The following is a 23,261-nucleotide window of genomic DNA, read 5'->3' as shown; positions in this document are numbered from 1 at the left end:
ACCGGGTCAAGAAGGCGCGATTGGATCACCCCGGGTGTGGGAATCCACACACGGTATCAAGCGTTGTACGCCGTGGGAGACGAACCCCTCACGACGGGGCCCTCAGGAGGCATTGAGACATGGGCGAGCGTGCGCTACGCGGTACCCGACTCGGGGCGACCAGCTACGAGAACGACCGCAACACCGATCTGGCCCCGCGCCAGGAGGTGTCCTACACCTGCCCGAAGGGCCATCGATTCGACGTTCCCCTCGCCGCCGAGGCGGAGATCCCGGCGACCTGGGAGTGCCGGATGTGCGGTGCGACGGCGCTACGGGTGGACGGAGAACTGCCGGAGACCAAGAAGGTAAAGCCCCCGCGGACCCACTGGGACATGCTACTTGAGCGCCGCACCATCGAGGATCTGGAGGAGGTCCTCAACGAGCGGCTGGCCATCCTGCGCGCACAGCGCCGCAAGAGCGCCTGACCCGGCCCGCGCCCTTCGCGTCCCCCCGGTTCCTCGGTCGAGGAGCCGGGGGTCGGCGTCTCCGCCCTTTTTTCTCACCTTCTCGTCTCACCTTCCGGTCCTTGCGCCCCGTGCTCGGCACCCCCTGCCTGCGCCGATACTGAAAACGTGCTGAGCAGTCAACGCCTGCGGGTGCTCCTTGAGGTCTTCAGGACCGGGAGCATAGCCGGGGCAGCGCGTGTCCTGCGGCTCTCGCCGTCCGCCGTGTCCCACCAGCTGTCGAAGCTGGAGGAGGAGGCGGGTGTCGGCCTGGTCGAGCGGGGCGCGCAGAGCCTGCGGCTGACCGGGGCGGGACGGCGGCTGGCGACCAGGGCCCAGGAGGTCCTGGACATCATCGAGGCGGCGGAGAAGGACCTGCTGGCCCAGGCCAGGGCCGACGCGGGCCAGCTGCGGATCGGGTTCTTCGCCTCCGCCGGATACCGGCTGCTGCCGCTGGCGCTGTCGACCTTCACCGCCCGTCATCCCGCCGTCGAGCTGGACCTGGTGCTCGGCCAGCCGCACGAGCTGCTGCCCGACCTGGAGCGCGGCGCCCTGGACGTGCTGGTGGTCTTCGAGCACGCCCTCGACCCGTGGAAGGCCCCGGAGGGGGTCGAGGTCACCCACCTGTTCGACGAGCCGCAGCTGCTCGTCGTACCGCTCGGCCACCCGGCGGGCCAGCGCCCGCGGGTACGGCTGGCGGACCTGGCCGATGAGCCGTGGATCACCACCTACGGCACCGACACCCCGGTCTCGGTCCTTGAGCGGGCCAGCGCCCTTGAGGGGTTCAACCCGACGATCCGCTGCCGCAGCGACCATTACGAGGTGACGCTGGGGCTGGTCAGGGCCGGGCTGGGGGTCGCCCTCGTGCCCAGTCTCGGCGCGCAGGGCGCCTCGGGCATCCAGATGTGCCGCCTGGACGGCCCGAGGCTCTACCGCAGGATCGGGGCGGCGGTCCGGCCGACGAACCCCAACCCGGCGCTGCGGTCCTTCATCGACTATCTGCGCGACGCCTCGGCCCAGATCCGCAACGCCCTGCGCTGAGCGCGGCTCAGGCGCCCGTGAAGACGCCGGGAACCCGGCCCCGCCAGGGCAGGGCCTCCTCCAGGTGGGAGGCCAGCCGCAGCAGCAGGTCCTCACGGCCGTACGGCGCGACCAGCTGCACGCCGATCGGCAGCCCGTCCCGGCTCCAGCCGAGCGGCAGGCTGACGGCCGGCAGCCCGGCGATGTTGAACACCACCGTGAAGGGGCCGTACTCGAAGAGGCTCTCGTGCCAGCTGGTCATGGTGTGGCCGGGGTCGTCGTAGCGCAGGGTTCCGTGCGGCGCGGGCAGCTGCCCCAGGGTGGGGGTGATGAGGAGGTCGTGCCCGGTGAAGAAGGCGCCGACGGAGCGGCTGATCCGGTTCTGCGCGGCGAGGGCGCCCATCAGGTCGAGGGCGCCGAGGTCTCCGGCGACGTCGAGGGCGTGCCTGGTGACCGCCTCGAACCGTTCGGGGTCAGGGGGCGTCCCAGGGGTCGTTCCCGGGGCCGCGGCCGAGGCGACGCAGGCGACGGCGACCGGCACGACGCCGCCGATCACGAGGTCCCAGTCGACCTCGGGGCTCGCCTCGGTGACGAGGTGGCCCATTCCCTCCAGGGTCCTGCCGGTCGCGACCGCCGCGGCGGCCACCTCGGGGTCGACCGCGGCGCCCGACCAGGCCGTGGTGGTGACGGCGATCCGCAGCCTGCCGGGGTCCGCGCCGATCTCCTCGGTGTAGCGCCTGGCCGGGGGCGGCGCGGTGTACTTGTCGCCCGCGGCGGGGCCGTGGACGGCGTCGAGCAGGGCGGCGGCGTCCCTGACGGTGCGGGTCAGCCCGAAGTCGCAGGACATCCCGAACGTCACCTCGGCGGCGTCGGGGCCGCTGGAGACACGGCCCCGGCTGGGCTTGAGCCCGACCAGGCCGCAGCAGGAGGCGGGGACGCGGATGGAGCCCGCGCCGTCCGTGCCGTGCGCGAGGGGCACGGCGCCCGCGGCGACCAGGGCGGCGGCGCCGCCGCTCGATCCGCCGACGCCGCGTTCCAGGTCCCAGGGGTTGCGGGTCGGCCCGTGCTTGAGCGACTCGGTGGAGAAGCTGACCACCATCTCCGGCACGGTGGTCAGGCCCAGGGTGACCAGGCCCGCGGCCCGCAGCCGGGTCATCAGCTCGCTGTCGTGGCCGGGGACCGTCTTCAGGCCCCTGCTGCCCAGGAAGGACGGCACGCCCCGCGCCATCGGCCCGCTGTCCTTGATCAGGAAGGGCACGCCCGCGAGCGGCCCGTCCGCCGCGTGGTCGAGCGCCGGGGAGAACGGCGGCAGGGCCAGGGCGTTGAGTTCGGCGTCGGCCGCCTCCAGCGCCCTTCTGGCGGCCTGTTCGACCTCGGCCGCCGTCACCTCGCCCGCCGCGATCAGGTCCCGCAGCCCGACGGCGTCGTGACGTGCGTACTCGTGGAGCTCCACTGGCGTTCCTCCCGTCGGCGGGCCCGTGTCATGTCGTCCCGCTCCTGCCTTCGAACAGTGTTAGCGCGTTCCAGCGATGGATTTCCACTGTTTCTTGGGCTTTTCTGGCGAAGAGTGACAAACAGCCGGGGTTCCCTGCCCGTACGGCGGACGGAGGAGCCGCCCGCCGTACGGGGCCTCAGGAGTCCTGTCCGGTGAGCCCGGCCAGGGCTCCGACGCGCAGGCCCGCCTCGCGGACGCGCCGGACCAGGGCGTGCTCGCCCCCGGCGGGGCCGTTGGCCAGCACGGCGTAGCCGATCCTGCCGCCGGGGCCGATCATCACCCCGACGTCGGTCCGCACCCCGGTGTCGGTTCCGGTCTTGTTGGCCACCCACACCATCCCCCGGGGAGGCGCCTGGGGAACCTCACGGTCCTCGGCCTCGTGCGGCAGCAGGGCCGGGACCAGGCTCCGGTCGCCGTTGTGCGCCATCCAGCGCAGCATGAGCCGGGTCCACTCCGTGCGCCCGTCGAGCCCTGCCGCGAACGCGGCCAGCTCACCCGCCGTGCCGACGGCGAAGGTGGGCGGGTGCGAGGGCAGCCGGGGCTCGCGGATGCGGTCGAGGACACGGGTCCGGACGAAGCCCAGTTCGGCGGCGCCGCGCGCCACCTCCTCCAGGCCGACGCGGCGCAGCAGCGCGTTGGTCGCGGTGTTGTCGCTCACCGAGGCCACGAGCACGGCCAGGTCGGCGACCGTCCAGGAGGGGGCCGACAACAGACCGAGCAACCCCGAGCCGCCGCAGCGGTCCTCCTGGCGCAGTTCCACCGGTTCGGCGGGGTCGAGCTCCCCCGAGACGATCCGCCGGGCGGTCACGGCCAGCAGCAGCAGTTTGCCCGCGCTGGCGAGGACCATCTCGGTGTCCTCCCGGAGGGCGAGCAGTCCGGGCACCGAGACCGCGAGGGTGCCCGGTCCCTCCTGGTCCACCACCTCGGCGCTCATGCGGCCAGCACCCTTCCCGGCCTGGCGCCGGTCTCCGCGCCGTCGCGGACCACGGTCCGCCCGGCGACGACCACCCGGTGCACCCCGGCTGGCGGCAGGAGCGGGTCGGTGAAGGTCGCGTGGTCGGCGATCGTGGCGGGGTCGAAGACGACCAGGTCGGCGTGGGCGCCGTCGGCGATCACACCGCGCCCCCGCAGGCCGAACCTGGCCGCGGCCATGCCGGTCATCTTGTGCACGGCCGTCTCCAGGCTGAGCAGCCCCAGATCCCTGGCGTAGTGGCCGAGCACCCGGGGGAAGGTCCCGGCCCAGCGGGGGTGGGGACGTCCGCCCGGCTTGGGCACACCGTCTGAGCCGATCATCGAGTACGGCGCCGCGAGCACCCGCCGTACGTCCTCCTCGACCATGGAGTGGCTGATGATCGTGACCTCGCCCTGCTCGGCGACGAGCAGGGCGGCGGCCACGTCGAGGGGGTCCTGGCCGCGGGTGACGGCCAGCTCGGCGATCGTGAGCCCCTCCGTTTCGGAGTGGCGCGGCGCACAGGCGATCGAGATGCGATCCCAACCTCCGTTGCCGACGGTGTTCTCCCATCCGGGGACACCTTCGGCGATGGCAAGGCGCATCAGGTCGCGCTGGCCGGGGTCGGCCAGGCGTGCCGTCAGCGCGGAGATCCCGCCCTCGGAAGCCCATGGCGGAAGCATCGCGCCCAGCGCCGTACTCCCCGCAGTATAGGGATAGACGTCACATGTCACATCCATCCCGTCTGCACGAAGAGCGGAGATTCTGGGGAGAGTGCGCTCCGTACGGCCCCATGCGTACTTTCCCGCCGTCTTGTGGTGGGAGACGTGCAGCGGGGCGCCGCTCCTGGCGGCGATCTCGACGGCCTCCTCAAGCGCCTCCTCCACCCGGGACATCTCGTCGCGCAGATGGGTGACGTACGGCTTGCCGTGCCGGGCCGCGACGGCTGCGAGCGCGACGACCTCGTCCGTGCCCGCGTAGGTGCCGGGGGTGTAGATCAGCCCGGTGGAGAGCCCTGCCGCCCCGGCGGTCAGCGCCCGGTCGAGCAGCAGGCACATGGCCTCAAGCTCCTCGGGGGTCGCCGCCCGGTCGACGGGGCCCATCACCCCGCTGCGCAGCGTGCCGTGCCCGACCAGGGAGGCCAGGTGGTTGGCTCTCGGCACGGCGGCGTGCGCGGCGCCGAACTCCGCGAACCCCTCGTACATGCCGACGTCACCGCCGAAGTAGACCCGGTTCTCCGCGCCCATGGCGGCCAGCCGTCCCGGCAGCGCGGGGAACAGGCTCGAACCGCAGTTGCCGGAGATCTCGGTGGTCACGCCCTGCAGCACCGAGGCCATGACCATCTCGCGGCCGAGCTCGCCGTCGATCAGGGTGACGCCGTCGGAGTGGGTGTGCACGTCGATGAAGCCGGGGGCGACGGCCAGGCCGGTCACGTCGGCGACCTCGTCGGCGGTGGCCGGGGCTCCCGGGGGAAGCAGGGTGAGGCGTCCGCCGGCGACGCCGACGTCGGCCGGGCGCGCGGCGTCCGGGGAGTCCGTCCCGTCGATCACGAGGCCGCCGCGCAGCAGCAGGTCGAAGTGGTTCACAACACCTGCCCGAGGAAGGCGCGGAAGCGGTCGTTGGCCGGGTTGGCGAGCACCTGCCGGGGGTCGCCCTGCTCGACGATGACACCGCCGTCGATGAAGACCAGGTTGTCGCCGACCTCGCGGGCGAAGCCCATCTCGTGGGTCACCACCATCATCGTCATGCCACTGGCCGCCAGGTCCCGCATGACCGCCAGGACCTCCTGGACCAGTTCGGGGTCCAGGGCGCTCGTCGGCTCGTCGAAGAGCATGAGCTTGGGGTCCATGGCCAGGCTGCGGGCGATGGCCACGCGCTGCTGCTGGCCGCCGGACAGCTGGGCCGGGTAGTGCGTGGCCCGCTCGGCGAGGCCGACCCGTTCGAGCAGTTCCATCGCCCGTCTTCTGGCGGCCTCCCTGGGGACGCCCTTGACGACGACCGGGCCCTCCATGACGTTCTCCAGCGCCGTGCGGTGCGGGAACAGGTGGAAGCGCTGGAAGACCATGCCGATGTCCTGCCGCTGGGCGCACAGCTGGGCGGGACGCAGGTGGTGCAGGCGTTCGTCCCGCTCGGTGTAGCCGATCAGGTCGCCGTCGACCCAGATGCGGCCCGAGTCGATGGTCTCCAGGCGGTTGACACAGCGCAGCAGCGTGGACTTGCCCGAGCCGGAGGGACCGACGACGCAGACCACGCCGCCGACGGGCACGTCGAGGCTGATGCCCTTGAGCACCTCGACGGGGCCGAAGCACTTGCGCACCGAACGGATCCGCACCATGGGCCGCGTGGACGCGCTCCCGGTGACTGCCGCGGCCATCACACACTCCCCTTGCCGAAGGGCCGCAGGTTGCGGCGGACCCTGGTCTGCAGCGCGTGGTGGCCGCGCTCGAACCGCTTCTCGATGAAGTGCTGGCCGACGCTCGCGATGGTGGTGAGCACGATGTACCAGATGGAGGCCACGATGAGCATCGCGATGACCTCGAAGTTGCCCAGGTAGATGCGCTGGGAGACGGTCAGCAGCTCGGCTCCGGCGATGACCGAGACCATCGAGGTGGTCTTGAGCATCGAGATGAACTGGTTGCCGGTCGGCGGGATGATCACACGCATCGCCTGCGGGAGCACGACCCGGCGCAGCACCTGCCGGTGCGACATGCCGAGCGCCTCGGCGGCCTCACGCTGTCCCGGATCGACCGAGCGGATGCCCGCCCTGACGATCTCGGCCATGTAGGCGCCCTCGTTGATGGCCAGGCCGAGCAGCGCCGCGGTGAAGGGCGTGATCAGCTCGTTGGCCTGCCACTCGATCAGCTTGGGGCCGTCGAAGGGCACGCCGATGCCGAAGGAGGGGAAGACCAGCCCGATGTTGAACCAGAAGATCAACTGGACCAGCAGCGGGGTGCCGCGGAAGAACCAGGTGTACAGCCCGGAGGCGGCCCGCAGGACGGGGCTGCCGGACAGCTGCATCACGGCGGCGAGAACGCCCAGCGCCAGGCCGATCACCATGGACAGCACGGTGAGCTGGATGGTGACCCACAGACCGCCGAGGATCCTGCCGTCGGTCAGGTACTCGACGATGACGTCCCAGTGCAGGTTCTCGTTGACGATGATCGTGTAGAGCAGCCAGACCATGGCGAAGACGGCGACCACCGCCGCGATCCACCTGCCGGGCCTGGGCGGGCGGATCGCGTCGATGGGCAGGTGCGGTTCGGGCGCCGTCCGCGCGCCGGTGGCCACCTCGGGGGCGCCTGTCACTTCCACGGCTTGGTGTTGACCATCGTCTCGGACACGGCGTTTGAGGTCACGCCGTACCTTTCGAGGACCTCCTTGTAGCCGCCGTCGGCCAGCAGCTCCTGCATGGCCTTGGCGACGGCGTCGCGCAGGCCCGCGTTGTTGCGGTCGATCGCGATGCCCCAGGGTCCGGCGTCGTACTGCTCGGGCAGCACGTCGTACTTGCCGGTCTCCTTGGCGTACATGGCGGCGACGGGCGAGTCGACGATGGTGGCGACCGCGCGGCCCGAGTCGATGCTCAGCAGGCCGGTCGGCGCGTCCTCGCTCTGCATGATCTGCATCTTCTTGGCGCACTTGTCGTTCTGCCGCTGCCCGATCGCGAGGTTCGAGCTGCCCTTGGCGAGCACGACGACGCGGCCGCACAGGTCCTCAAGGTTCTTGACGCCCTCGGGGTTGCCCTTCTTGACCATGACGGCCCCGCCCGCGTTGAAGTAGTCGACGAAGTCGACGGCCGCGCGGCGCTCCTCGGTGTCGCTCATGGAGGACATGACGATGTCCCAGCGCTTGGCCTGCAGGCCGGGGATCAGGCCGTCGAAGGCGGCGTTGGTCACCTTGATCTTCAGGTCCAGCTTGGCGGCGATCGCGGCGGCGAGGTCGGGGTCGACGCCGATGAGCTCCTGGGTGCCCTCCTTGTACATCTCCATCGGGGGGTAGCCCTCCGAGGTCGCCATGCGCAGCTCACCGGTCTTGCGCACGGCCTCGGGCACCAGGTCCTTGGCGGTCTTGCCCGCCGCGGCGGCCGCGCCCGTGTTCGCGTCCGTCTCCGACGCCGAGCGCCCGCAACCGCCCGCGAGCGCCGTGACGATCAGGGCGGCAGCAATGACGGAATAAGTCCTTTTTGTCATTTAAGCTCCTGTTTTGCGAATAGTTGAGCTTATGCTGCCGACGGCAGGTAACGGTCCCAATGCAGGTGAATGCTTGCGAGTCTGAGCATCGAAAACTTCGATGCTCAGACCGGACAAATGCCTTAAAGCCCTACCTTCGACCCCATGACCTTGGTGATCGAGAACGGCTGGCCGCGCACCACGACGTGGGCCGGTGAGGAACTCCACATCGGCGGGGTGGGCGTGCGGGAGCTCGCCGCCGAGTTCGGCACCCCCGCCTACGTCCTCGACGAGGAGGACTTCCTGGCCCGCTGCGCCGAGTGGCGCCGGGCGCTGCCCGACGGGGAGGTGCACTACGGCGGCAAGGCCTTCCTCTGCCCCGAGGTGGTGCGCTGGCTCGACACGGCCGGGCTCTGCCTCGACGTGTGCACCGGAGGCGAGCTCGCAGTGGCCGTGGCCGGCGGCATGGACCCGGCGCGGGTGGTCTTCCACGGCAACAACAAGTCCCCGGCCGAGCTGTTCCGCGCCGTCTCCTGGCGGGTCGGCTGCGTGGTCGTCGACTCCTTCGCCGAGATCGGGCGCCTGGCCGCCGTCGCCGCCGAGGCGGGGATACGGCAGAGCGTCATGATCCGCGTCACCCCCGGGGTCGAGGCGCACACCCACGAGTTCATCGCCACCGGCGGCGACGACTCCAAGTTCGGCTTCTCACTGCGCGCCGGGCTCGCGGCCGAGGCCGTCCGCCGGGTCCTGGCCGAGCCGTCGCTCGAACTGGCCGGGCTGCACTCCCACATCGGCTCGCAGATCACCGACCTGGCGGGGTTCACCCTGGCCTCGCGCCGGATGGCCGCCTTCCTGCGGACCATGGAGGACGAGAACGGCGTGACGATCCCCAAGCTCGACCTCGGGGGCGGCCTGGGCATCGTCCACCGGCCCGGCGACCCGCTCCCCCCGCGTCCCGCCGAGGTGATCGCCGCGGTGCGCGAGGCCGTACCGGCCCACGTGCGGCTGGCCGTCGAGCCCGGCCGCTCCATCGCCGGGCCGAGCGCCGTCGCGCTGTACGAGGTCGGCACGGTCAAGGAGATCCCCGGCGCCCGCACCTACGTCAGCGTGGACGGCGGGATGAGCGACAACCCCCGCCCCGCCATGTACGGCGCCGCCTACACCGCGGTCCTGGCCTCCCGCTCCTCCTCGGCCCCCGCCCGGGAGGTCACCGTGGTCGGCAAGCACTGCGAGAGCGGGGACGTCCTGGTCCGCGACCTGCCGCTGCCCGCCGACGTCCGGCCGGGCGACCTGCTCGCCGTCCCCGCCTCCGGCGCCTACCAGCGCTCGATGGCCAGCAACTACAACCACGTGACGCGCCCGCCCGTGGTCGCGGTCCGCGACGGGTCCGCCCGGGTGATCGTGCGCAGGGAGACCGAGGAGGACCTCCTGCGGCTGTACGTCTGAGCCTCCCGGCCCTCACCGTGCTCTGGGTGCCCGTTACCGGCCGAATCCGGCCAGATACGGCGTCGGCACCGTAGCGTGCAGAAGGATTTCCCTGAAAGACCGCTCACGGACAACCCAGCACGGACCCAAGGGAGGTCTGCCATGTTACGCAAGACCCATCTGGCCCTGATCGTGGCCCTCGGCGCCGGCGTCGTCTCCGTCGGCGCCGCGGCGGCGGCCGAATCGGCGTCAGGCCACTCCGGATACCAGGCGTACACCGTGATCAAGAACGCCGAGGGGGCGGCCGTCGGCACCCTCAGGATCGACCACGAACGCTACGGCAAGTCCAGGGTGACCGTGGCCGTCAAGGGCCTGACCCCCGGCTACCACGGTTTCCACATCCACACCGCCGGGATCTGCGACCCCAAGTCGACCGATCCGGCGACCGGCAGCCCCTTCTTCAGCGCGGGCGGCCACTTCAACCTCGGCACCGGCGGCCACGGCGACCACACGGGCGACCTGCCCGCCCTGCTGGTCGGCGCGGACGGCACCGGGAACGCGTCGGTGGTGACCGACCGCTTCCGGATCGGCCAGCTCCTCGACAAGGACGGCAGCGCGGTCATCGTCCACGGCCTGCCCGACAACCTCGCCAACATCCCCTCCCGTTACGCCGACGCCAACGGCAAGACGGGGCCGGACGAGGCGACGCTCAAGACCGGTGACGCGGGCGGGCGGATCGGCTGCGGCGTGATCACCGGGCGCTGACCCGTTCCCCGGCCCGGTCCTCGCCGGGACCGGGCCTGGGAGGGGTCTCAGGCGATCAGGCCCCACGGTTCCGAGATCCGCGAGGCCAGGCGCGGCTTGGCGTCGGCCCACCACAGGACGGACCTGGCCAGGGTCGCCGCCGGGTCGGTCACCTGACGCGTCGGCTCGAACGGGTCGGCCATGCTGGTGTAGCTCTCGAACATGCCCAGCAGCCGCACCGCCTGGAGCTGGATGGGCGACAGGTGCTGCTCGGCGAAGGGCAGGAAGAAGCGGTGCCAGCGCCTGGGCGAGATGAACGGCGGCACGGCCACCGGCGGGATGCCCCGTTCCGCGCGCCAGCCGTTGAGCGTGCCGCAGGTGACGTCCAGGAGCGTCTGCAGGGTCATGCAGGCGCCGCCGCCCGCGATCGTCTCGACCCTGAGGCCCTCCGGCGGCGGCCCGGTGACGGCCTCCGCGATCACGTCGGCCACCAGGTCGACCGGCGCCACCTCCGCGTATCCCCCCGGTTCGCCGATCACAGCCGCGGCGAGCCCGGAGACCAGGGTCTGCAGCAGCGTGTACGGGCCGGAGAAGCGGGCTATCGACCCGTCGTCGTCCCGGCCGAGGATCAGCGGCGGCCGTACGATCGTGACCGGGCCCCGGTGGCGTTCCCGCACCAGCTCCTCGCACCTGGCCTTGGACCACTCGTAGCCGTTGCGGTAGCGCCCGAACCCCTCGTCCTTGGCGTAGGGGTCGTCGGAGCCGCCGACGTAGGCCGTCGAGACGTGCACCAGGTGGGTCTCCGGCGTGAGCAGGCCGAGCACCGCGTCGAGCGGCCGGACGTTGGAGTCGAGCGCCTCCTGCGCGTTCATCGTCCACCGGGTGGAGGCCGCGGCGTGCACGACGACGTCCCAGGGACCCCGCAGTTCCTCGGGGGGCGGCCGGACGCCGATCTCCCAGCCGATCTCGCCCTCCCCCTGGGGGCGTCTGGCCACCCGGACCAGCTCGACGGGCGCGCTCCCGAGGGCACGGCACAGCTCGGTGCCGACCACCCCGGTCGATCCCGTCAGCAGCACCCGCCTCGCGCCGCCCACACGGCCGCTCATACGGCGGCCCGCAGCACCAGGGACACGTTGTGCCCGCCGAAGGCGAAGGAGTTGGACAGCGCGACCGGCGAGCCGATCCGCCTCGGCGCCCCCGCGACGAGGTCGATCCCGTCGGCGCACTCGCTCTTGCCGAAGTTGGCCACCGGCGGCACCAGCCCCGCCTGGGCCACACCGAGCGAGATCACCGCCTCCAGTGCCCCGGCCGCGCCGATCAGATGACCGACGACGCCCTTGGGGGCGGTCACCGGCGGGCAGCGGTCGCCGAAGCAGGTGGCCAGCGCGCGGGCCTCGGCCCGGTCGTTGAGGTAGGTGGAGGTGCCGTGCGCGTTGACGTGGCCCACGTCGGAGAAGGACAGCCCCGCGTCCCGTACGGCCATGGCCATGCAGGCGGCCGCGGCCTCGCCGTCCTCCCGGGGCGCGACGATGTGGTGGGCGTCGGAGGTGCTCCCGTAGCCGAGCACCTCCCCCAGTACGGCGGCGCCCCGCCGTCTGGCGTGCTCCCAGTCCTCAAGAACCAGGAACGCCGCGCCCTCCCCCATCACGAAGCCGTCGCGGTCGGCGTCGAAGGGGCGGCAGGCAGCCGCCGGGTCGTCGTTGCGGCCGGACAGCGCGCCGATCCGCGCGAAGGAGGCCATCACCATCGGGGTGACCGGGGCGTCGACACCCCCGGCGACCATGACGTCGCACTCACCGGAACGGATCTTGAGCATGGCCTCGCCGATGGCCGTCGCCCCGCTGGCGCAGGCGGTGGCGTAGGTCAGCGTGGTGCCCCTGGCCCCCAGCCGCATGCCGATCCTGGCGGCCGCGGAGTTCGACATGATCTGCGGCACGGTGAACGCCGGAATCCTGGCCGGGTCGTGCTCGCAGCGCCGCAGCACCTCCTCGGTCGCGCCCAGGCCCGCGACCCCGGTGCCGACCGCGACCCCGACCCGCTCGGGCGCGAGGTCCTCCAGCCCGGCCCCCTCGGCGGCGTCCGCCGCGGCGGCCAGGGCGAGCGTCGTGCCGCGGTCCATCTGGCGCCGCTGGCGGAGGGTGAGGTAGTGGTCGAGGTCGAACTCCGGGACGGTGCACGCGAACGTCACCGCGACCTCGCTCCTGACCAGCTCCTCGACCGTCGCCGCGGTCGGCCGGGCCTCGATCAACCGCCCCAGAAGCGCCTCGACGGTGTTGCCCGCAGGGGACTTCACCCCGAGGCCGGTCACCGCGACCCGTCTGCGGCCGCTCATGCCGGGTGCGCCGAGATCCGCGCGGCCACCAGGTCGACGGCGTGACCGATGTTGCGCATGTCGAGGAGGTCCTCGATCTGCATCCGGACGCCGAGCGCCCGTTCGAGCCGTGCCCCGATCTCCATGAGTTCGAGGCTGTCCACGGCGTACTCCGCGCCCAGGTCCGTCTGCTCGCCGATCTCGGCCTGGTCGACCCCCAGGACCTCGGACACCTTCTCGATCATCAACTCGGATATTTCGGCTCGGTTCATCGTCGTTCTCTCATCAGGTGTGGTGCTTGGGGGCCAGGGACGGCGCGCACTCGTCCAGGTCGAGCGAGGCGGGCACGCCCAGCGCGCGCCTGCCGAGGAACTGCCGGGTCGCGACGGGGGTCGGCGGGTGGAAACGGACGGCCTGGGCGTCCCGCCACAGCCGCGCCAGCACGCCCCCTCTGGCGTAGGACGCCCCGCCGCACGCCTCGGCGATCGCCGAGACGAGATCGGGCACCGTACGCACCGCCTGCTGCTTGACCGCGAGCGCGGCGGGCAGGAGCCGCTGCGGGTCGGCGCCGGCGTCCATCCCGGCGGCGACGGCCGCGCAGCCCGCCTCCAGGGTCAGCAGCGCCGCGTACGGGTCGCCGAGCGCCGCCTGGTAGCTCGGCAGCCGCGCCCTGGTGCTGCCCAGGTGCGCGATCCGCTGGGTGCCGAGCAGGTCGCGCCCGGCACCCAGGGCCGACTCGGCCAGCCCGAGGTAGACCGCGGTCGCGGTCAGCGAGAACCAGATGACGCCCGCCGCCAGGACGTCGTCGTCCTCGGCGCCCGCGGGGGCCTGGTAGAAGACCAGTTCGTCGGGGATCACACAGCGGTCGAGCACCAGGGTGTTGGAGGCGGAGCCGCGCATGCCCATCGCGTCCCAGTTCTCCACCACGCTCAGCCCGGGGGCGTTGGTCGGCAGCATCGCGACCAGGACCTGCGGGGCGGCGCCGTCCTGGCCCGGGGCGGCCACCTGGAGGCAGACCAGGTCCGCCTCCGCGGCCAGCGAGCACGGGTACTTCCTGCCGGTCACCTCCCAGCCGCCGGGCACCCGCTCGGCGGTCAGTGTGGACCTGGTCGCCGAGCCGCCCAGGTTGGGTTCGGCGAAGGCGGAGGCGACCAGCCGGTTCTGGGTCGCGATGGCCTCGATGAGCAGCCACGACACGTCGGTGTTGCGCCGCCAGTGCTCGACCGTCAGGCCGATGGTGAAGATGTGCATGTTCACCGCGACCGCGAGCGCCGGGTCGGCCCTACCGAGCAGGCGCTGCGCGGCGCACGACTCCAGCAGGCTCGCGCCCTTGCCCTGGAAGTCCGTGGGGATCGCGAGGGCGGGCCAGCCGATCCTCCGCAGCAGGTCGAGGCTCGCCGGGTCGGGGCGGCCGCTCTCGTCGGCCGCCGCCGCGCCCGCCGCGATGCTCTCCAGGGCGTCTGCGGGCATGAGGGCGCCGACGTCCGGCCACAGCTCACCGGACGGGAGGCCGGTGCTCGCCGTCGTGCTCACCCGCGTCCTCCCCATGCCGCCCCGGCCTCCTTCAGCGCGTCGTCGAGTACGGCCATCGCCCGTCCGACCTCGGCCGGGCCCGCCACCAGCGGCGGGAGCAGCCGAAGGGTCCGCGGCCTGCTCAGGCACGGGGAGACCAGCAGGCCGCGTCTGGCCAGTCCCATCTGGACCTCGCCCGCCAGTTCGGTCCCGGCGAAGTCGACGCCCCACAGCAGTCCTCTGCCGCGGACGTCGGCGACCAGCCCGGGATTGTCCTCGCGCAGCGTCCGCAGGCCCTGTTCCATCAGCCGGGCCAGCTCGGCGCCGTTGTCCGCCGCGGCCTCGATCTCGGCCAGCGCGGCCGGGACCGCGGCCGTCGCCAGGGGGTGTCCGCCGAAGGTCGCGGTGTGCCGGAACGGGTCCTTCAGCAGCGGCTCGTAGAGGGCGTCGGAGCAGACCAGGGCGGAGACCGGCACGACGCCGCCGCCGAGCGGCTTGCCCAGCAGCACCGCGTCCACCTCGATCCCGGCCGCGAGCGCGACCGAGGGGTCGCCGCAGCGCCGCAGGCCGCACTGGATCTCGTCGGAGACCGTGAAGGCGCCCGCCCGCCTGGCGTCGGCGCTCCAGCGCCGCAGCACCTCGGTCTCCAGCGGGCGCACGCCGTTCTCCCCCTGCACGGGTTCGAAGACGACCGCCGCGACGTCGGTCTCGGCCGTCACCCGCGCCACCGCCTCCGGGTCGTCGGGGGCGACGTGCACCACACCGCCGAGCAGCCCGGTCAGGCCGTCGCGGAAACGGTCGTGGTGGGTCAGGCCGAGCGCGCCGAGCGACTTGCCGTGGTAGCCGCCCTCGACCGCGACGACGACGCGCCTGCCGGTCGCCAGGCGGGCGAGCTTCACCGCGGCCTCGACGGCGTCGGCGCCGTTGATGCCGAAGTAGACCCGGTTCAGGCCGCCGCCGAGATACTCGCTGACCCGTTCGGCCGCCAGGGCGGAGACCGGGCTGGCCAGGCTCCTGGTGGAGGTCGGCATGACGTCGAGCTGGCGCCGTACGGCGTCCACGACGGCCGGGTTGCGGTGGCCCAGGAGGGTCACCGCGTAGGAGCCGAAGTCCAGGACCGAGCGGCCGTCCGACAGGAGCACCTCGCAGCCCGAGGCGCTCTCCTCGACCGCGCCCTGGCCGGCGAACTTGCCGCTCAGTGCGATCCCCGGGGACATGTGCCGCTGAATCCTGCGGAAGGTGACCCGTGCGATGTCGGGAGCCGCGGCCCCCGGCGGGGCGGACGGTTCCAGCACGTGGCGATCCAACGTTTCCCTTTCCTTACCTTCTGCGTGCCCGGTGAGAACACGGACCCGCGTTGTGCCGTGCGGTCAGGCGCGGTCAGGCGACGGGACTGACGTCGCTGTTGCGGGTGCTCAGCCGGGTCAGGATGGCCCTGGAGTTCTCCTCAAGGGCGCGGGCCGCGACCGGGTTGAGCATGTCCGCCATGAGCGGGATGCCGATGTCGAACTCGACGTGCAGCTCGATCGTCGTCCGTCCGGCGCCGTCGTCGGTGACCTGCCAGTAGCCGTCGAAGTAGGCCAGGTCCCCCTCGATCTGCTCGAACTCGATCCTGCGGCGCTCGTGGTCCACGTTGTCCCGTTCGACCCACTCCAGTTCGGAGCCCTTCAGCAGCACCGCCCATCGGCTGGTCCTGCCCGTCTCCGACTGGTCGAGGATCGTCACGTCGACCACCTCGTCCATGTAGGTGGGGTAGTCCTCGCAGTCGAGCAGCACCTCCCAGATCCGCTGGGCGGGCTCGGCGCTCGTGTGCGTCGTCGTCACGGTGGGCACTGTCGTCTCTTCTCTCTTCGGCGGGCGGGTTCGGGGGCGTCAGGACCAGGCCGCGGGGAACGCGGTGGGCAGTCCTGAGGCCTCGTTGAGGGGCAGCAGCGTCCTGGTGAGCCTGAGCGCGGGGAACAGGCCGGAGGGCCCGCGGATCGAGGCGGGGGGCGTGGTGAAGCCGAGGTCGCGCTCCAGTTCGGCGACGTAGTCGCCCACCCTGGCCGCGGCCTCGCGGGCGGCGGGGACGTCGGCGGCCAGCGCCACGGCGCGGGCCGCCGACAGGCCGCGCTCGATCTCCTCCTCGTCGAGTCCCGCGTACGGGTCGGCCAGCACGTCGTGCTCGTCGGGCGGCAGCCCCTCCCGCAGCAGGGACCGTACGGCCAGCGCGCGCACGACGGTGTCCCTGGCGACGAACCTCGCCACCTGCAGGAGCCCCTCGTCGAGGGTGCCGAGCAGGTCCTCGTAGCTGGCGTGGACCTCGAAGAGCAGCTCGAAGACGCCGAAGCACTCGTGGGCGGCCCATCTGCGCGGGTCCCGCACCGGGGTCAGGCCCGTCTCGCGGCTCTCGTCGTTCACGTCGTGCTCCAGTCGATCGACAGCCACAGCAGGTCCTCCCGTGCCAGCTCGCGGTGCGTCCGCGTCATCTCCGTGCTCGCGCCGGTCCAGCTCCAGCCGGGTTCGCCGAGGGGGGCGAGCTCCCGCTCCGGCCCCTCGGCCCCGCGCAGCGCCCACCGGTGGACGAGGGCGCGCCCGCCGTGGGTGTGCCAGGTCTTCAGCCCCGCGGCGGGGGTCAGGCACACCGCCGGGTCCTCCGGCAGGTCGAGCCTGGCCGCCAGCCCGTCGAAGAGCTCCCCGGTCCGGCGCAGGTAGTCGTGGGCGTCCCCGGTTCCGGCGGGCAGGTCGAGGAAGCGCCCGTACAGCGCGGCCAGTTCGGTGTCGCCGAGCCGGTCGAGTTTGGCTCCGACCCACTTCTGCCCGAAGCACAGCTCGCCCCTGGCGGTGGCCAGCGCGTCGAGCGCGGCGACTCCGGCCCTGCCGAGCCGTTCGGCCGCGGCCAGCGGCCTGGTCTCGCGCAGCAGTTCGCAGGCCAGCCGGTAGCGCACCGCCTCCGTCCGCCACCAGCGGACCGTCGCGTCGGCGACGGGCTTGCGCCGCTCGCGCTGCCAGTCGAGCCAGTCCTGGTCTCCCCGCAGCGGCAGGCCGAGGATCAGCCGGTTGAGCTGGGCGAGCTTCCTGCGGTAGTCCCGCCAGGCGGAGCGGTCCGCCTTCGCCGTTTCGCCGGGGGCGCTCAGGGCGTCGGCCGCGCGCCGGATCGAGTCGGCCCTGATGTAGTTGACGTCGACGGCGACGCCGAGGCTGAAGGAGGTGATGGGCAGGCCCGTCACCTTCGTGCTCTCGACGACGACGTGGACGTCGACGTCGCTCATCGGGGTGCCGAACCCGTGCACCACCGAGCCGGCCGCCGACATCAGCAGGGGCTCGCCGAAGCTGGTGTCCACCTCCGCGACGAGGTCGCCGGTCGTCCTGCCGTGCGCGGCCAGGCGCGCGCCGAGATATCGCGCCATGTCGTCAGGCGATGTCAAGGGGTCTCCTTCTAGTACAGGTCGTATTTCTGGCGCCGGTAGTCGAAGGCCGTCGCGGCGACGACCCCCAGGACCACGGCGCAGCAGCCCAGGACGCCGATCGACTGCAGGACCGGACCCCACTCCCCCCGCCCCGAGGTCGCCTCGTCCAAAGCGCGCAGGGCCCAGTGGTGCGGGGTCAGCACACCGACGGCCCTGGACAGGGCGGGCAGGTTCCCGTCGGGCACGATCGCGCCGCCGACGCTGCCCGCGGTGATCAGGAAGATGTAGAACAGGCTCTCGAAGGTCGAGGTGTCGGCGGTGACGAGATAGAGCACCACCCCCATGGCGCAGCTGACGCCGAGCAGCGTGACCGCGATCGCGAGCAGCTGCCACACCGAGCCGTGGACGGGCGTGCCGTAGAAGACGACGGCGATGGCGGTGAACAGGCTCAGCTGCGTCAGGCCGATCCCCGCGATGGGCAGGATCTTGCCGAGCAGGAAGGCGCCCCTGGGGGGCCGGTGGAGCGCCTGCCGCACCCAGGTGTTGCTGCCGAACTCGCGGAACAGCGCCAGGCCCGTGTAGTGGGTGGTGGTGAAGCTGAACATGACCGCGATGCCGAGCATGGCGCGCCCGTGGCTGCCCTCCCCCGCCACGGCGGAGCCGAGGGTCAGGGCCAGGGTGGCGGGCACCGCGAACATGAAGACCAGCGGGGTGCGCATCCGCCACAGCACGAGCAGTTCGGTCGTGGCGTAACCCGCGGCGACCGACCAGAACCCGGCCCTGTCCTTGGTAGAGCCCTCAGTCGTTCTCACCGACGCTCCCGCGTAGTTCGGGGTCCAGGGAGATGATCTCCCGCAGGTTCCTGCTGGTCAGCCGTACGGACTCGACGGCGGAGGCGGCGTGGCCCTCCCGCGCCCAGCGGGCGAGGGTCTCTGCGGCCTGCCCGACCGTCCCGGGGGCCGGGGCGCGCAGCGTCAGCGGGCCGTCCTCGCCGCCGACCCGCATGAGCAGCTCGCTGTGGTAGCCGCCGATCAGGTCCCGCAGCGGGCCGACGCCGACGACGGTGCCGCCGGAGACGACCGCGACGTGGGTGCAGGTCTCCTCGATGTCCTCGGGGTAGTGCGAGGTGACGATCATCGCGTCGCCGTCCTGGCGCCACCGGGCCATCAGGGCGACCAGCCTGGTCCTGGTCTCGAAGTCGAGCGCGCTGGTCGGCTCGTCGAGGAAGCGGAGCCTTGGGGCGTGGACGAAGCTCGCCGCGATGTGGGACAGCCGCTCCCACCCTCCCGAAAGGCGGTGCACCGGGGTCCGCGCGACCTTCGCCAGGCCGAAGTCCTCGATCGCCCGTTCCGTCGCGGCGGCGACCCGCCCGCGCGGCAGGACGAGCCTGGCGGCGTGGGTGAGGTTCTCGGCGACGGTGAGCTTCTTGTAGAGGGAGATGCGCTGGCCGGCGACGCCGACGTGCCGCCGGGTGTCCCCGCCCGTCCCCTCCTGGCCGAGCACGACCTCTCCGGCGCGCCTGCCGGGCACGATGTCGAGGATCGCGTTGATGAGGGTGCTCTTGCCCGCGCCGTTGCGGCCGAGGACGCCCAGCACCTGGCCCCCGCGCAGCCGCAGCGTGACGCCGGTGAGGACGGGCGGGGAGTCGCCGTAGGCGAAGGACAGGTCCGTGACGGCCAGCAGGTGGTCCCCGGTGGCCTGGTCCGCGGGGGTCCCGCCCTCGCGGGTGAGGCCGCTCATGACAGCCGCGCCGCGACGACGCCGGCCACCCGGTGGGCGTTCGCCATGGCGGTCAGGGACGAGTTGGTCGCGCCCGAGGTCGGCATGAAGCTGGAGTCGGCCACGAACAGCCCTCTGGCCTCGAAGCACTCGCAGTCGCGGTCCAGTACGGCCTGCGCGGCGTCGTCGCCGAAGACCGCGCCGCCGTGGTGGTGCGCGGAGACCAGGTCCTCGCCGGAGGGGACGGGGTGCACCCGGGTCTCGACGGCGCCGAGGGCACGCCCGATCCTGGGGAGGATGGCGGTGACGCGTTCCTGCAGGAGCAGGTCGGCCGGGTGGGGGGTGTAGGTCACCGTCGGCACCCTGGCGCCGAAGGCGTTCCTGCGGGCGCTGAGTGAGACGAACTTGCCCGCCGAGGGCAGTGACTCGCCCTTGAAGCTCACCTTGACCACGTAGTGCCCGCGTTCCGCCCGCAGGAAGCGGGCCAGTTCCGGGCCGCGCATCCGCAGGTTGCGGACGTGCCTGGCCGGTGACTCGGCGACGTAGGCGTCGTAGAGGGCGAACTTGCCGCCCTTGCGCAGCGGGCCCGTCTCCCCGAGGTCGTAGAAGTCCTTGATCACGACGTTTCCGTAGAGTCCCGCCAGGCGGTCGGCCAGGTCCCGCTCGCGCGGTTCCGCGGTCACCAGGTAGGCGGTGCGTTCCAGGGTGAAGGTGAAGCGCCTGCCGAGCAGGCCGTTGCGGTCGGGCAGGTCCGAGCTGAGCAGGATGCGGTTGGTCTCCAGGGCGCCCGGGGCGAGCACCACGGTGCCGCACCTGATCCGCCGGATCCGCAGGTCTCCGGCGTCGTCGCGCTGGAGGTACTCCACGCCCTGGACGGCTCCCCCGTCGACCAGGACGCGGGAGACGTAGCAGCCGCCGAGCAGGCGCACCCTGGGGTCCTCGCGCAGCGTGCCGTACAGGTCGACGTACCAGTTGGGGCGGGCCAGCATCGGCCGGCCGCGTTCGGCGGGGCGCCCGGTGACGGGCGAGACCGGGCAGGTGTCCCAGGCGCGCCCGCCCAGGCAGCTCTGCCCGACGTAGGCGTTCAGGCCGTCACGGCCGAGCCGGTCGACCATCAGCCGTTCGAGGTGACTCGGCCCCGGCCTCTCCAGGTACGGCCCGCCGTCGAAGTCCCGGTAGGCGGCCTCGGTGTGGCCGTAGGCGCAGCCGAAGGGCCGCAGCCTCCCCTGGATGTGGGCGTAGGCCCGGTCGAGTTCGGCGAAGTCGATGGGCCAGTCGCGCACCTCGGGGCCGAGGGCGCCGCCGTACGCCGAACGCATCCGCAGGTCACTGGGGCGGAAGCGGGACAGCTGGCCGTACCAGAGCCAGGAGCCGCCGCCGGCGAGCCGGGAGGCCCACCACTTGCGCAGCCGCGCCGGGCCCGCGCCGGGGGTCCGCAGGAGCACGTGGTCCTCCCGGGGATCGACAGTGAGCGGGCGGTCGAGGATCAGGCTTCGCTCGCCGGGGAAGGCGTGGCCCTCCGGCTCCCAGAAGGCGCCCCGGTCGAGGACGGCGACGTCGCCGGCGCCGGAGGCGCCGAGCAGCCGTTCGAGGACGGGGGCGCCGGTGAGCCCGAAACCGACGACGACCGCGTCAGCCGAGCTCGTCCATCGGGTGCTCATAGCCAACCTCCCTCCGCCAGCGCGGGGATGAGAACAGCACGTCGTTGACGCAGGCGCACACCGACTCGGCGGACGCGCGGGCCCGCTCGTCGGGGCCGTCGAGGACGCGCCTGAGGTCCTCCCAGCCGCGTACGCCCGCCCCGGCCAGGTCCGCCGAGCCGAGCCCGCGCTCCCGCGCCGCCGTGAGCACCTGCCCGGCGAGCGGCTCCAGGGACGCCTCAGGCAGGCCGTAGGCGTCCAGTACGGCCGCCACGACGTCCGCTAGAGCGTCGTCGCTCGCCATTTCTTCTCCTGTTCGGTGGGCTCGTCGGCCAGGGAGCCGTGCGCGCGCAGCCACGCCAGCGTCTCGCGCAGGCCGTCGGCGAGCGGGGTGGCCGCCCCCGCGCCCGTCCGGTCGAGACGGGTGGTGTCGAGCGTCAGCTCCAGGTCGCGGAAGGGGAAGTAGGCCCGTGCCGGGACCTCCTCGTCGTGGACGTGCACCGCCCTGTGCCCGGTCCCCGCGATCTCCGCGAGCAGGCCGAGATAGTCGGTGAAGGAGCACCTCCCCGGCCCGCCGACGTTGTAGACGCCGGGGGGAAGCGTTCCTGCGCACGCCGCGGCCACGGTCTCCGCCAGGTCGCGGGCGTGGCAGAACTGGATCCCGGTACGACCGTCGCCCGGCACGAAGATCGGCTGCCCGGTGAGCATCCTGGCCCACAGGAAGCTCTCCCTCGGCTCGGTGTTGTGTGGGCCGTACACGTAGGGCGGCCGCAGGACCGTCAGGCCGGGCAGGCCGGACAGCAGCCGCTCGCACCGCGCCTTGTCCTCGCCGTAGCCGCCCCAGGCGGGGTCGCCGTCCGCCGGGTCGTCCTCGTGGAAGGGCGGGCCCGCGTGCCCGCGCCGGTAGACCGCGGCCGAGCTGACGTAGACGTACCGGACGGCCCCGGCCACGGCGGGCGTGTCCAGAACGTTGCGCACGTGGACCGGCTCGGTGCCCGAGACGTCCACGACCACGTCGTAGCTCCCGCGCAGGACGGCGCGCGTCGAGGCCGCGTCCCGCCGGTCGGCGACGACCTGGACGATCCTGGGGTCCCACAGCGGCCGTGTCCCCCGGTTGAGCACGGTCACCTCGCAGGAGGGCAGCAGCGCCTCGACCACCGCCCGCCCGACGAACCGGGTGCCGCCGAGCACCAGTGCCCTGGTCATGGGCCCGGAACGGTGACGGGTACGGCGGCGAGCCTGCGCCAGGCGTCCTGGAGCAGGTGGTCGATCCGCTCTGCTCCCTCAAGACGCAGGATCGGCACCCTGGAACCGACGCCCGTCAGGAACGCCTCGGCCCGCGCCCTGAGGTCGGCGGCCAGGTGCTCGCCGATCCCGGACCACCAGTCCTCCTCCGGGTTGTCCGGGGTGTAGACGTTGGGCCGCATGAGGGAGGCGATCTCCCCGGGGTCCGTGACCTCGCGCAGCAGGGGGTCGCGTCCCCTGGCGACGTCCGGCAGGACGATCATGCCGAGCGGCGCGCTCAGCTCGAAGTCGGCGCCGGTGATCGAACGCAGGCTGGTCAGCGGGACGGTCACCTTGGAGTCGCTCTCGCCGCGCCACAGGCGCTCCTCGTCGACTCCCCGGTAGTCCTCGGGGATGAAGGTGTCCCAGCTTCCCGGATACTTCTGCAGCGTGCCCGCCAGAACCCGCAGGCGGGTGGGGACGCCGAAGACCCGCAGCCGCCCGGTGGCCGGGTCCTCGGCCAGGTGGACCTTGTCGACCGACAGCGGCCTGGCGCCGGTCCTGACGATCGCGTCGAGGAAGCAGGTCGTCTTGCCCGAGCGCTTCGGCCCGGAGAACAGGACGGCCCTGCCGTCGACGACGACGGCCGAGGCGTGGACCTGCAGCTGCCCGCGAACCTCCAGGGTGCGCTGGATGACGTGCAGGATCAGCAGCGCCAGGTCCTTGTGGACGGTCGGCGCGGCCGGGTAGGCGCCGCCGACGACGAACGTCAGGCGGGTGTAGCCCGCGTCGGCCAGCAGCCAGGTGGGGGTCTTCACCGTGCGCAGCAGCACGGCCTCCCCCGCCCGCCAGTGCTCGACGGGGAGCCTGCCCTTCTCCGTGCTGCAGTAGGAGATCATCGCGGGCGCCGGGGCGGCCAGCCGGGCGGCGGCCTCCTCAAGGCGCCCCACCAGGGCGTCGTCCGCGACGAACGTCATCTCGACGTCGGGACGTCCCCCCGCGGGCGGGCCCGTGTGCGAGCCGAGGTAGGCGTGCAGGGCCTCGAACAGGGCCTGGTCACCGCAGCGCACGTCCAGTTCGAGGCCCGCCACGTTCCAGGCCGCGGCGACCTCGCACCGGGCCTTGGCCGCGGCGTCCTCGACGTCGCCGAGCAGTTCCTCGGCGCCGGTCAGAGCACTCACTTGT

24 protein-coding genes are annotated in these 23,261 nt (G+C 72.6%); 4 read left to right on the top strand and 20 right to left on the bottom strand.

Going from position 1 to position 23,261, the window contains the following annotated elements; translation table 11 throughout:
• Positions 1–119: 119 nt before the first annotated feature.
• Both ABZ470_RS16215 and ABZ470_RS16210 read left to right on the top strand, forming a co-directional pair.
• The gene (locus ABZ470_RS16215; protein WP_352013273.1) at positions 120–464 is read left to right on the top strand and encodes an RNA polymerase-binding protein RbpA; all 345 of its coding nucleotides are present in this window, start codon (positions 120–122) and stop codon (positions 462–464) included.
• Between the two features lie 147 nt (positions 465–611).
• The gene (locus ABZ470_RS16210; protein ID WP_362911854.1) at positions 612–1,523 is read left to right on the top strand and encodes a LysR family transcriptional regulator; all 912 of its coding nucleotides are present in this window, start codon (positions 612–614) and stop codon (positions 1,521–1,523) included.
• Positions 1,524–1,530: 7 nt separating this feature from the next.
• Here the strand turns inward: ABZ470_RS16210 and ABZ470_RS16205 are convergent, their stop codons facing one another.
• The 6 genes from ABZ470_RS16205 to ABZ470_RS16180 all read right to left on the bottom strand — a co-directional run bounded on the left by ABZ470_RS16205 (position 1,531) and on the right by ABZ470_RS16180 (position 8,133).
• Entirely contained in the window at positions 1,531–2,955 is a 1,425-nt protein-coding gene (locus ABZ470_RS16205; RefSeq protein WP_362911853.1) for an amidase, read from the bottom strand.
• 178 nt (positions 2,956–3,133) lie between these two features.
• A complete protein-coding gene (locus ABZ470_RS16200) occupies positions 3,134–3,931 on the bottom strand; it encodes a serine hydrolase (RefSeq protein WP_362911852.1) in 798 nt (265 codons plus the stop codon).
• Complete coding sequence (locus tag ABZ470_RS16195) at positions 3,928–5,532, bottom strand: D-aminoacylase (protein ID WP_362911851.1); 1,605 nt, start codon at positions 5,530–5,532, stop codon at positions 3,928–3,930. Before ABZ470_RS16195 ends, ABZ470_RS16200 begins: the two co-directional genes overlap by 4 nt.
• The gene (locus ABZ470_RS16190; RefSeq protein WP_352013268.1) at positions 5,529–6,320 is read right to left on the bottom strand and encodes an amino acid ABC transporter ATP-binding protein; all 792 of its coding nucleotides are present in this window, start codon (positions 6,318–6,320) and stop codon (positions 5,529–5,531) included. Before ABZ470_RS16190 ends, ABZ470_RS16195 begins: the two co-directional genes overlap by 4 nt.
• Positions 6,320–7,258 carry an amino acid ABC transporter permease gene (locus ABZ470_RS16185; protein ID WP_362911850.1) on the bottom strand — a complete coding sequence of 313 codons (939 nt, stop codon included), beginning with the start codon at positions 7,256–7,258 and terminating at the stop codon, positions 6,320–6,322. Before ABZ470_RS16185 ends, ABZ470_RS16190 begins: the two co-directional genes overlap by 1 nt.
• Complete coding sequence (locus ABZ470_RS16180) at positions 7,249–8,133, bottom strand: ABC transporter substrate-binding protein (protein ID WP_352013266.1); 885 nt, start codon at positions 8,131–8,133, stop codon at positions 7,249–7,251. Before ABZ470_RS16180 ends, ABZ470_RS16185 begins: the two co-directional genes overlap by 10 nt.
• A 144-nt stretch (positions 8,134–8,277) precedes the next feature.
• On the opposite strand from ABZ470_RS16180, the gene lysA reads away from it, so the two are divergent.
• Both lysA and ABZ470_RS16170 read left to right on the top strand, forming a co-directional pair.
• Complete coding sequence (gene lysA / locus ABZ470_RS16175; protein ID WP_362911849.1) at positions 8,278–9,558, top strand: diaminopimelate decarboxylase; 1,281 nt, start codon at positions 8,278–8,280, stop codon at positions 9,556–9,558.
• Between the two features lie 141 nt (positions 9,559–9,699).
• Positions 9,700–10,302 (top strand): superoxide dismutase family protein, encoded by a 603-nt coding sequence (locus tag ABZ470_RS16170; protein WP_362911848.1) that lies wholly within the window; start codon positions 9,700–9,702, stop codon positions 10,300–10,302.
• 47 nt (positions 10,303–10,349) lie between these two features.
• Here ABZ470_RS16170 and ABZ470_RS16165 read toward each other — a convergent pair whose 3' ends face one another.
• The 14 genes from ABZ470_RS16165 to ABZ470_RS16100 all read right to left on the bottom strand — a co-directional run bounded on the left by ABZ470_RS16165 (position 10,350) and on the right by ABZ470_RS16100 (position 23,257).
• Positions 10,350–11,387: an SDR family oxidoreductase gene (locus tag ABZ470_RS16165; protein ID WP_362911847.1), complete on the bottom strand. Its 1,038-nt coding sequence runs from the start codon at positions 11,385–11,387 to the stop codon at positions 10,350–10,352.
• Positions 11,384–12,613: a beta-ketoacyl-[acyl-carrier-protein] synthase family protein gene (locus ABZ470_RS16160; protein WP_362911846.1), complete on the bottom strand. Its 1,230-nt coding sequence runs from the start codon at positions 12,611–12,613 to the stop codon at positions 11,384–11,386. Before ABZ470_RS16160 ends, ABZ470_RS16165 begins: the two co-directional genes overlap by 4 nt.
• A complete protein-coding gene (locus tag ABZ470_RS16155) occupies positions 12,610–12,837 on the bottom strand; it encodes an acyl carrier protein (protein ID WP_362783838.1) in 228 nt (75 codons plus the stop codon). Before ABZ470_RS16155 ends, ABZ470_RS16160 begins: the two co-directional genes overlap by 4 nt.
• A 40-nt stretch (positions 12,838–12,877) precedes the next feature.
• Positions 12,878–14,125, bottom strand: coding sequence for an acyl-CoA dehydrogenase family protein (locus tag ABZ470_RS16150; RefSeq protein WP_362911845.1), 1,248 nt, complete (start codon positions 14,123–14,125; stop codon positions 12,878–12,880).
• Positions 14,122–15,411, bottom strand: coding sequence for an aspartate aminotransferase family protein (locus ABZ470_RS16145; protein ID WP_362911844.1), 1,290 nt, complete (start codon positions 15,409–15,411; stop codon positions 14,122–14,124). The genes ABZ470_RS16150 and ABZ470_RS16145 overlap by 4 nt, the downstream gene beginning before the upstream one ends.
• A gap of 73 nt (positions 15,412–15,484) precedes the next feature.
• Positions 15,485–15,928 carry an SRPBCC family protein gene (locus ABZ470_RS16140; protein WP_352013258.1) on the bottom strand — a complete coding sequence of 148 codons (444 nt, stop codon included), beginning with the start codon at positions 15,926–15,928 and terminating at the stop codon, positions 15,485–15,487.
• Positions 15,929–15,976: 48 nt separating this feature from the next.
• Positions 15,977–16,531, bottom strand: coding sequence for a hypothetical protein (locus tag ABZ470_RS16135; protein ID WP_352013257.1), 555 nt, complete (start codon positions 16,529–16,531; stop codon positions 15,977–15,979).
• Complete coding sequence (locus ABZ470_RS16130) at positions 16,501–17,511, bottom strand: hypothetical protein (RefSeq protein WP_362911843.1); 1,011 nt, start codon at positions 17,509–17,511, stop codon at positions 16,501–16,503. Before ABZ470_RS16130 ends, ABZ470_RS16135 begins: the two co-directional genes overlap by 31 nt.
• 11 nt (positions 17,512–17,522) lie before the next feature.
• Positions 17,523–18,305 (bottom strand): ABC transporter permease, encoded by a 783-nt coding sequence (locus ABZ470_RS16125; protein ID WP_362911842.1) that lies wholly within the window; start codon positions 18,303–18,305, stop codon positions 17,523–17,525.
• Entirely contained in the window at positions 18,292–19,233 is a 942-nt protein-coding gene (locus ABZ470_RS16120) for an ABC transporter ATP-binding protein (protein ID WP_362911841.1), read from the bottom strand. The genes ABZ470_RS16125 and ABZ470_RS16120 overlap by 14 nt, the downstream gene beginning before the upstream one ends.
• Positions 19,230–20,873 carry a GMC oxidoreductase gene (locus tag ABZ470_RS16115; protein ID WP_362911840.1) on the bottom strand — a complete coding sequence of 548 codons (1,644 nt, stop codon included), beginning with the start codon at positions 20,871–20,873 and terminating at the stop codon, positions 19,230–19,232. Before ABZ470_RS16115 ends, ABZ470_RS16120 begins: the two co-directional genes overlap by 4 nt.
• Positions 20,845–21,156, bottom strand: a complete 312-nt coding sequence (locus tag ABZ470_RS16110) for a hypothetical protein (protein ID WP_352013252.1) — start codon at positions 21,154–21,156, stop codon at positions 20,845–20,847. Before ABZ470_RS16110 ends, ABZ470_RS16115 begins: the two co-directional genes overlap by 29 nt.
• Positions 21,135–22,058, bottom strand: a complete 924-nt coding sequence (locus tag ABZ470_RS16105) for an NAD-dependent epimerase/dehydratase family protein (protein WP_362911839.1) — start codon at positions 22,056–22,058, stop codon at positions 21,135–21,137. The genes ABZ470_RS16110 and ABZ470_RS16105 overlap by 22 nt, the downstream gene beginning before the upstream one ends.
• Entirely contained in the window at positions 22,055–23,257 is a 1,203-nt protein-coding gene (locus ABZ470_RS16100; RefSeq protein WP_362783816.1) for a hypothetical protein, read from the bottom strand. The genes ABZ470_RS16105 and ABZ470_RS16100 overlap by 4 nt, the downstream gene beginning before the upstream one ends.
• Positions 23,258–23,261: the final 4 nt, after the last annotated feature.

The organism is Streptosporangium sp. NPDC020072, from assembly GCF_040631445.1.
GTDB lineage: Bacteria > Actinomycetota > Actinomycetes > Streptosporangiales > Streptosporangiaceae > Streptosporangium.
The sequence above is the reverse complement of the archived record's forward strand: the minus strand, read 5'-3'. Positions and strand labels throughout refer to the sequence as shown.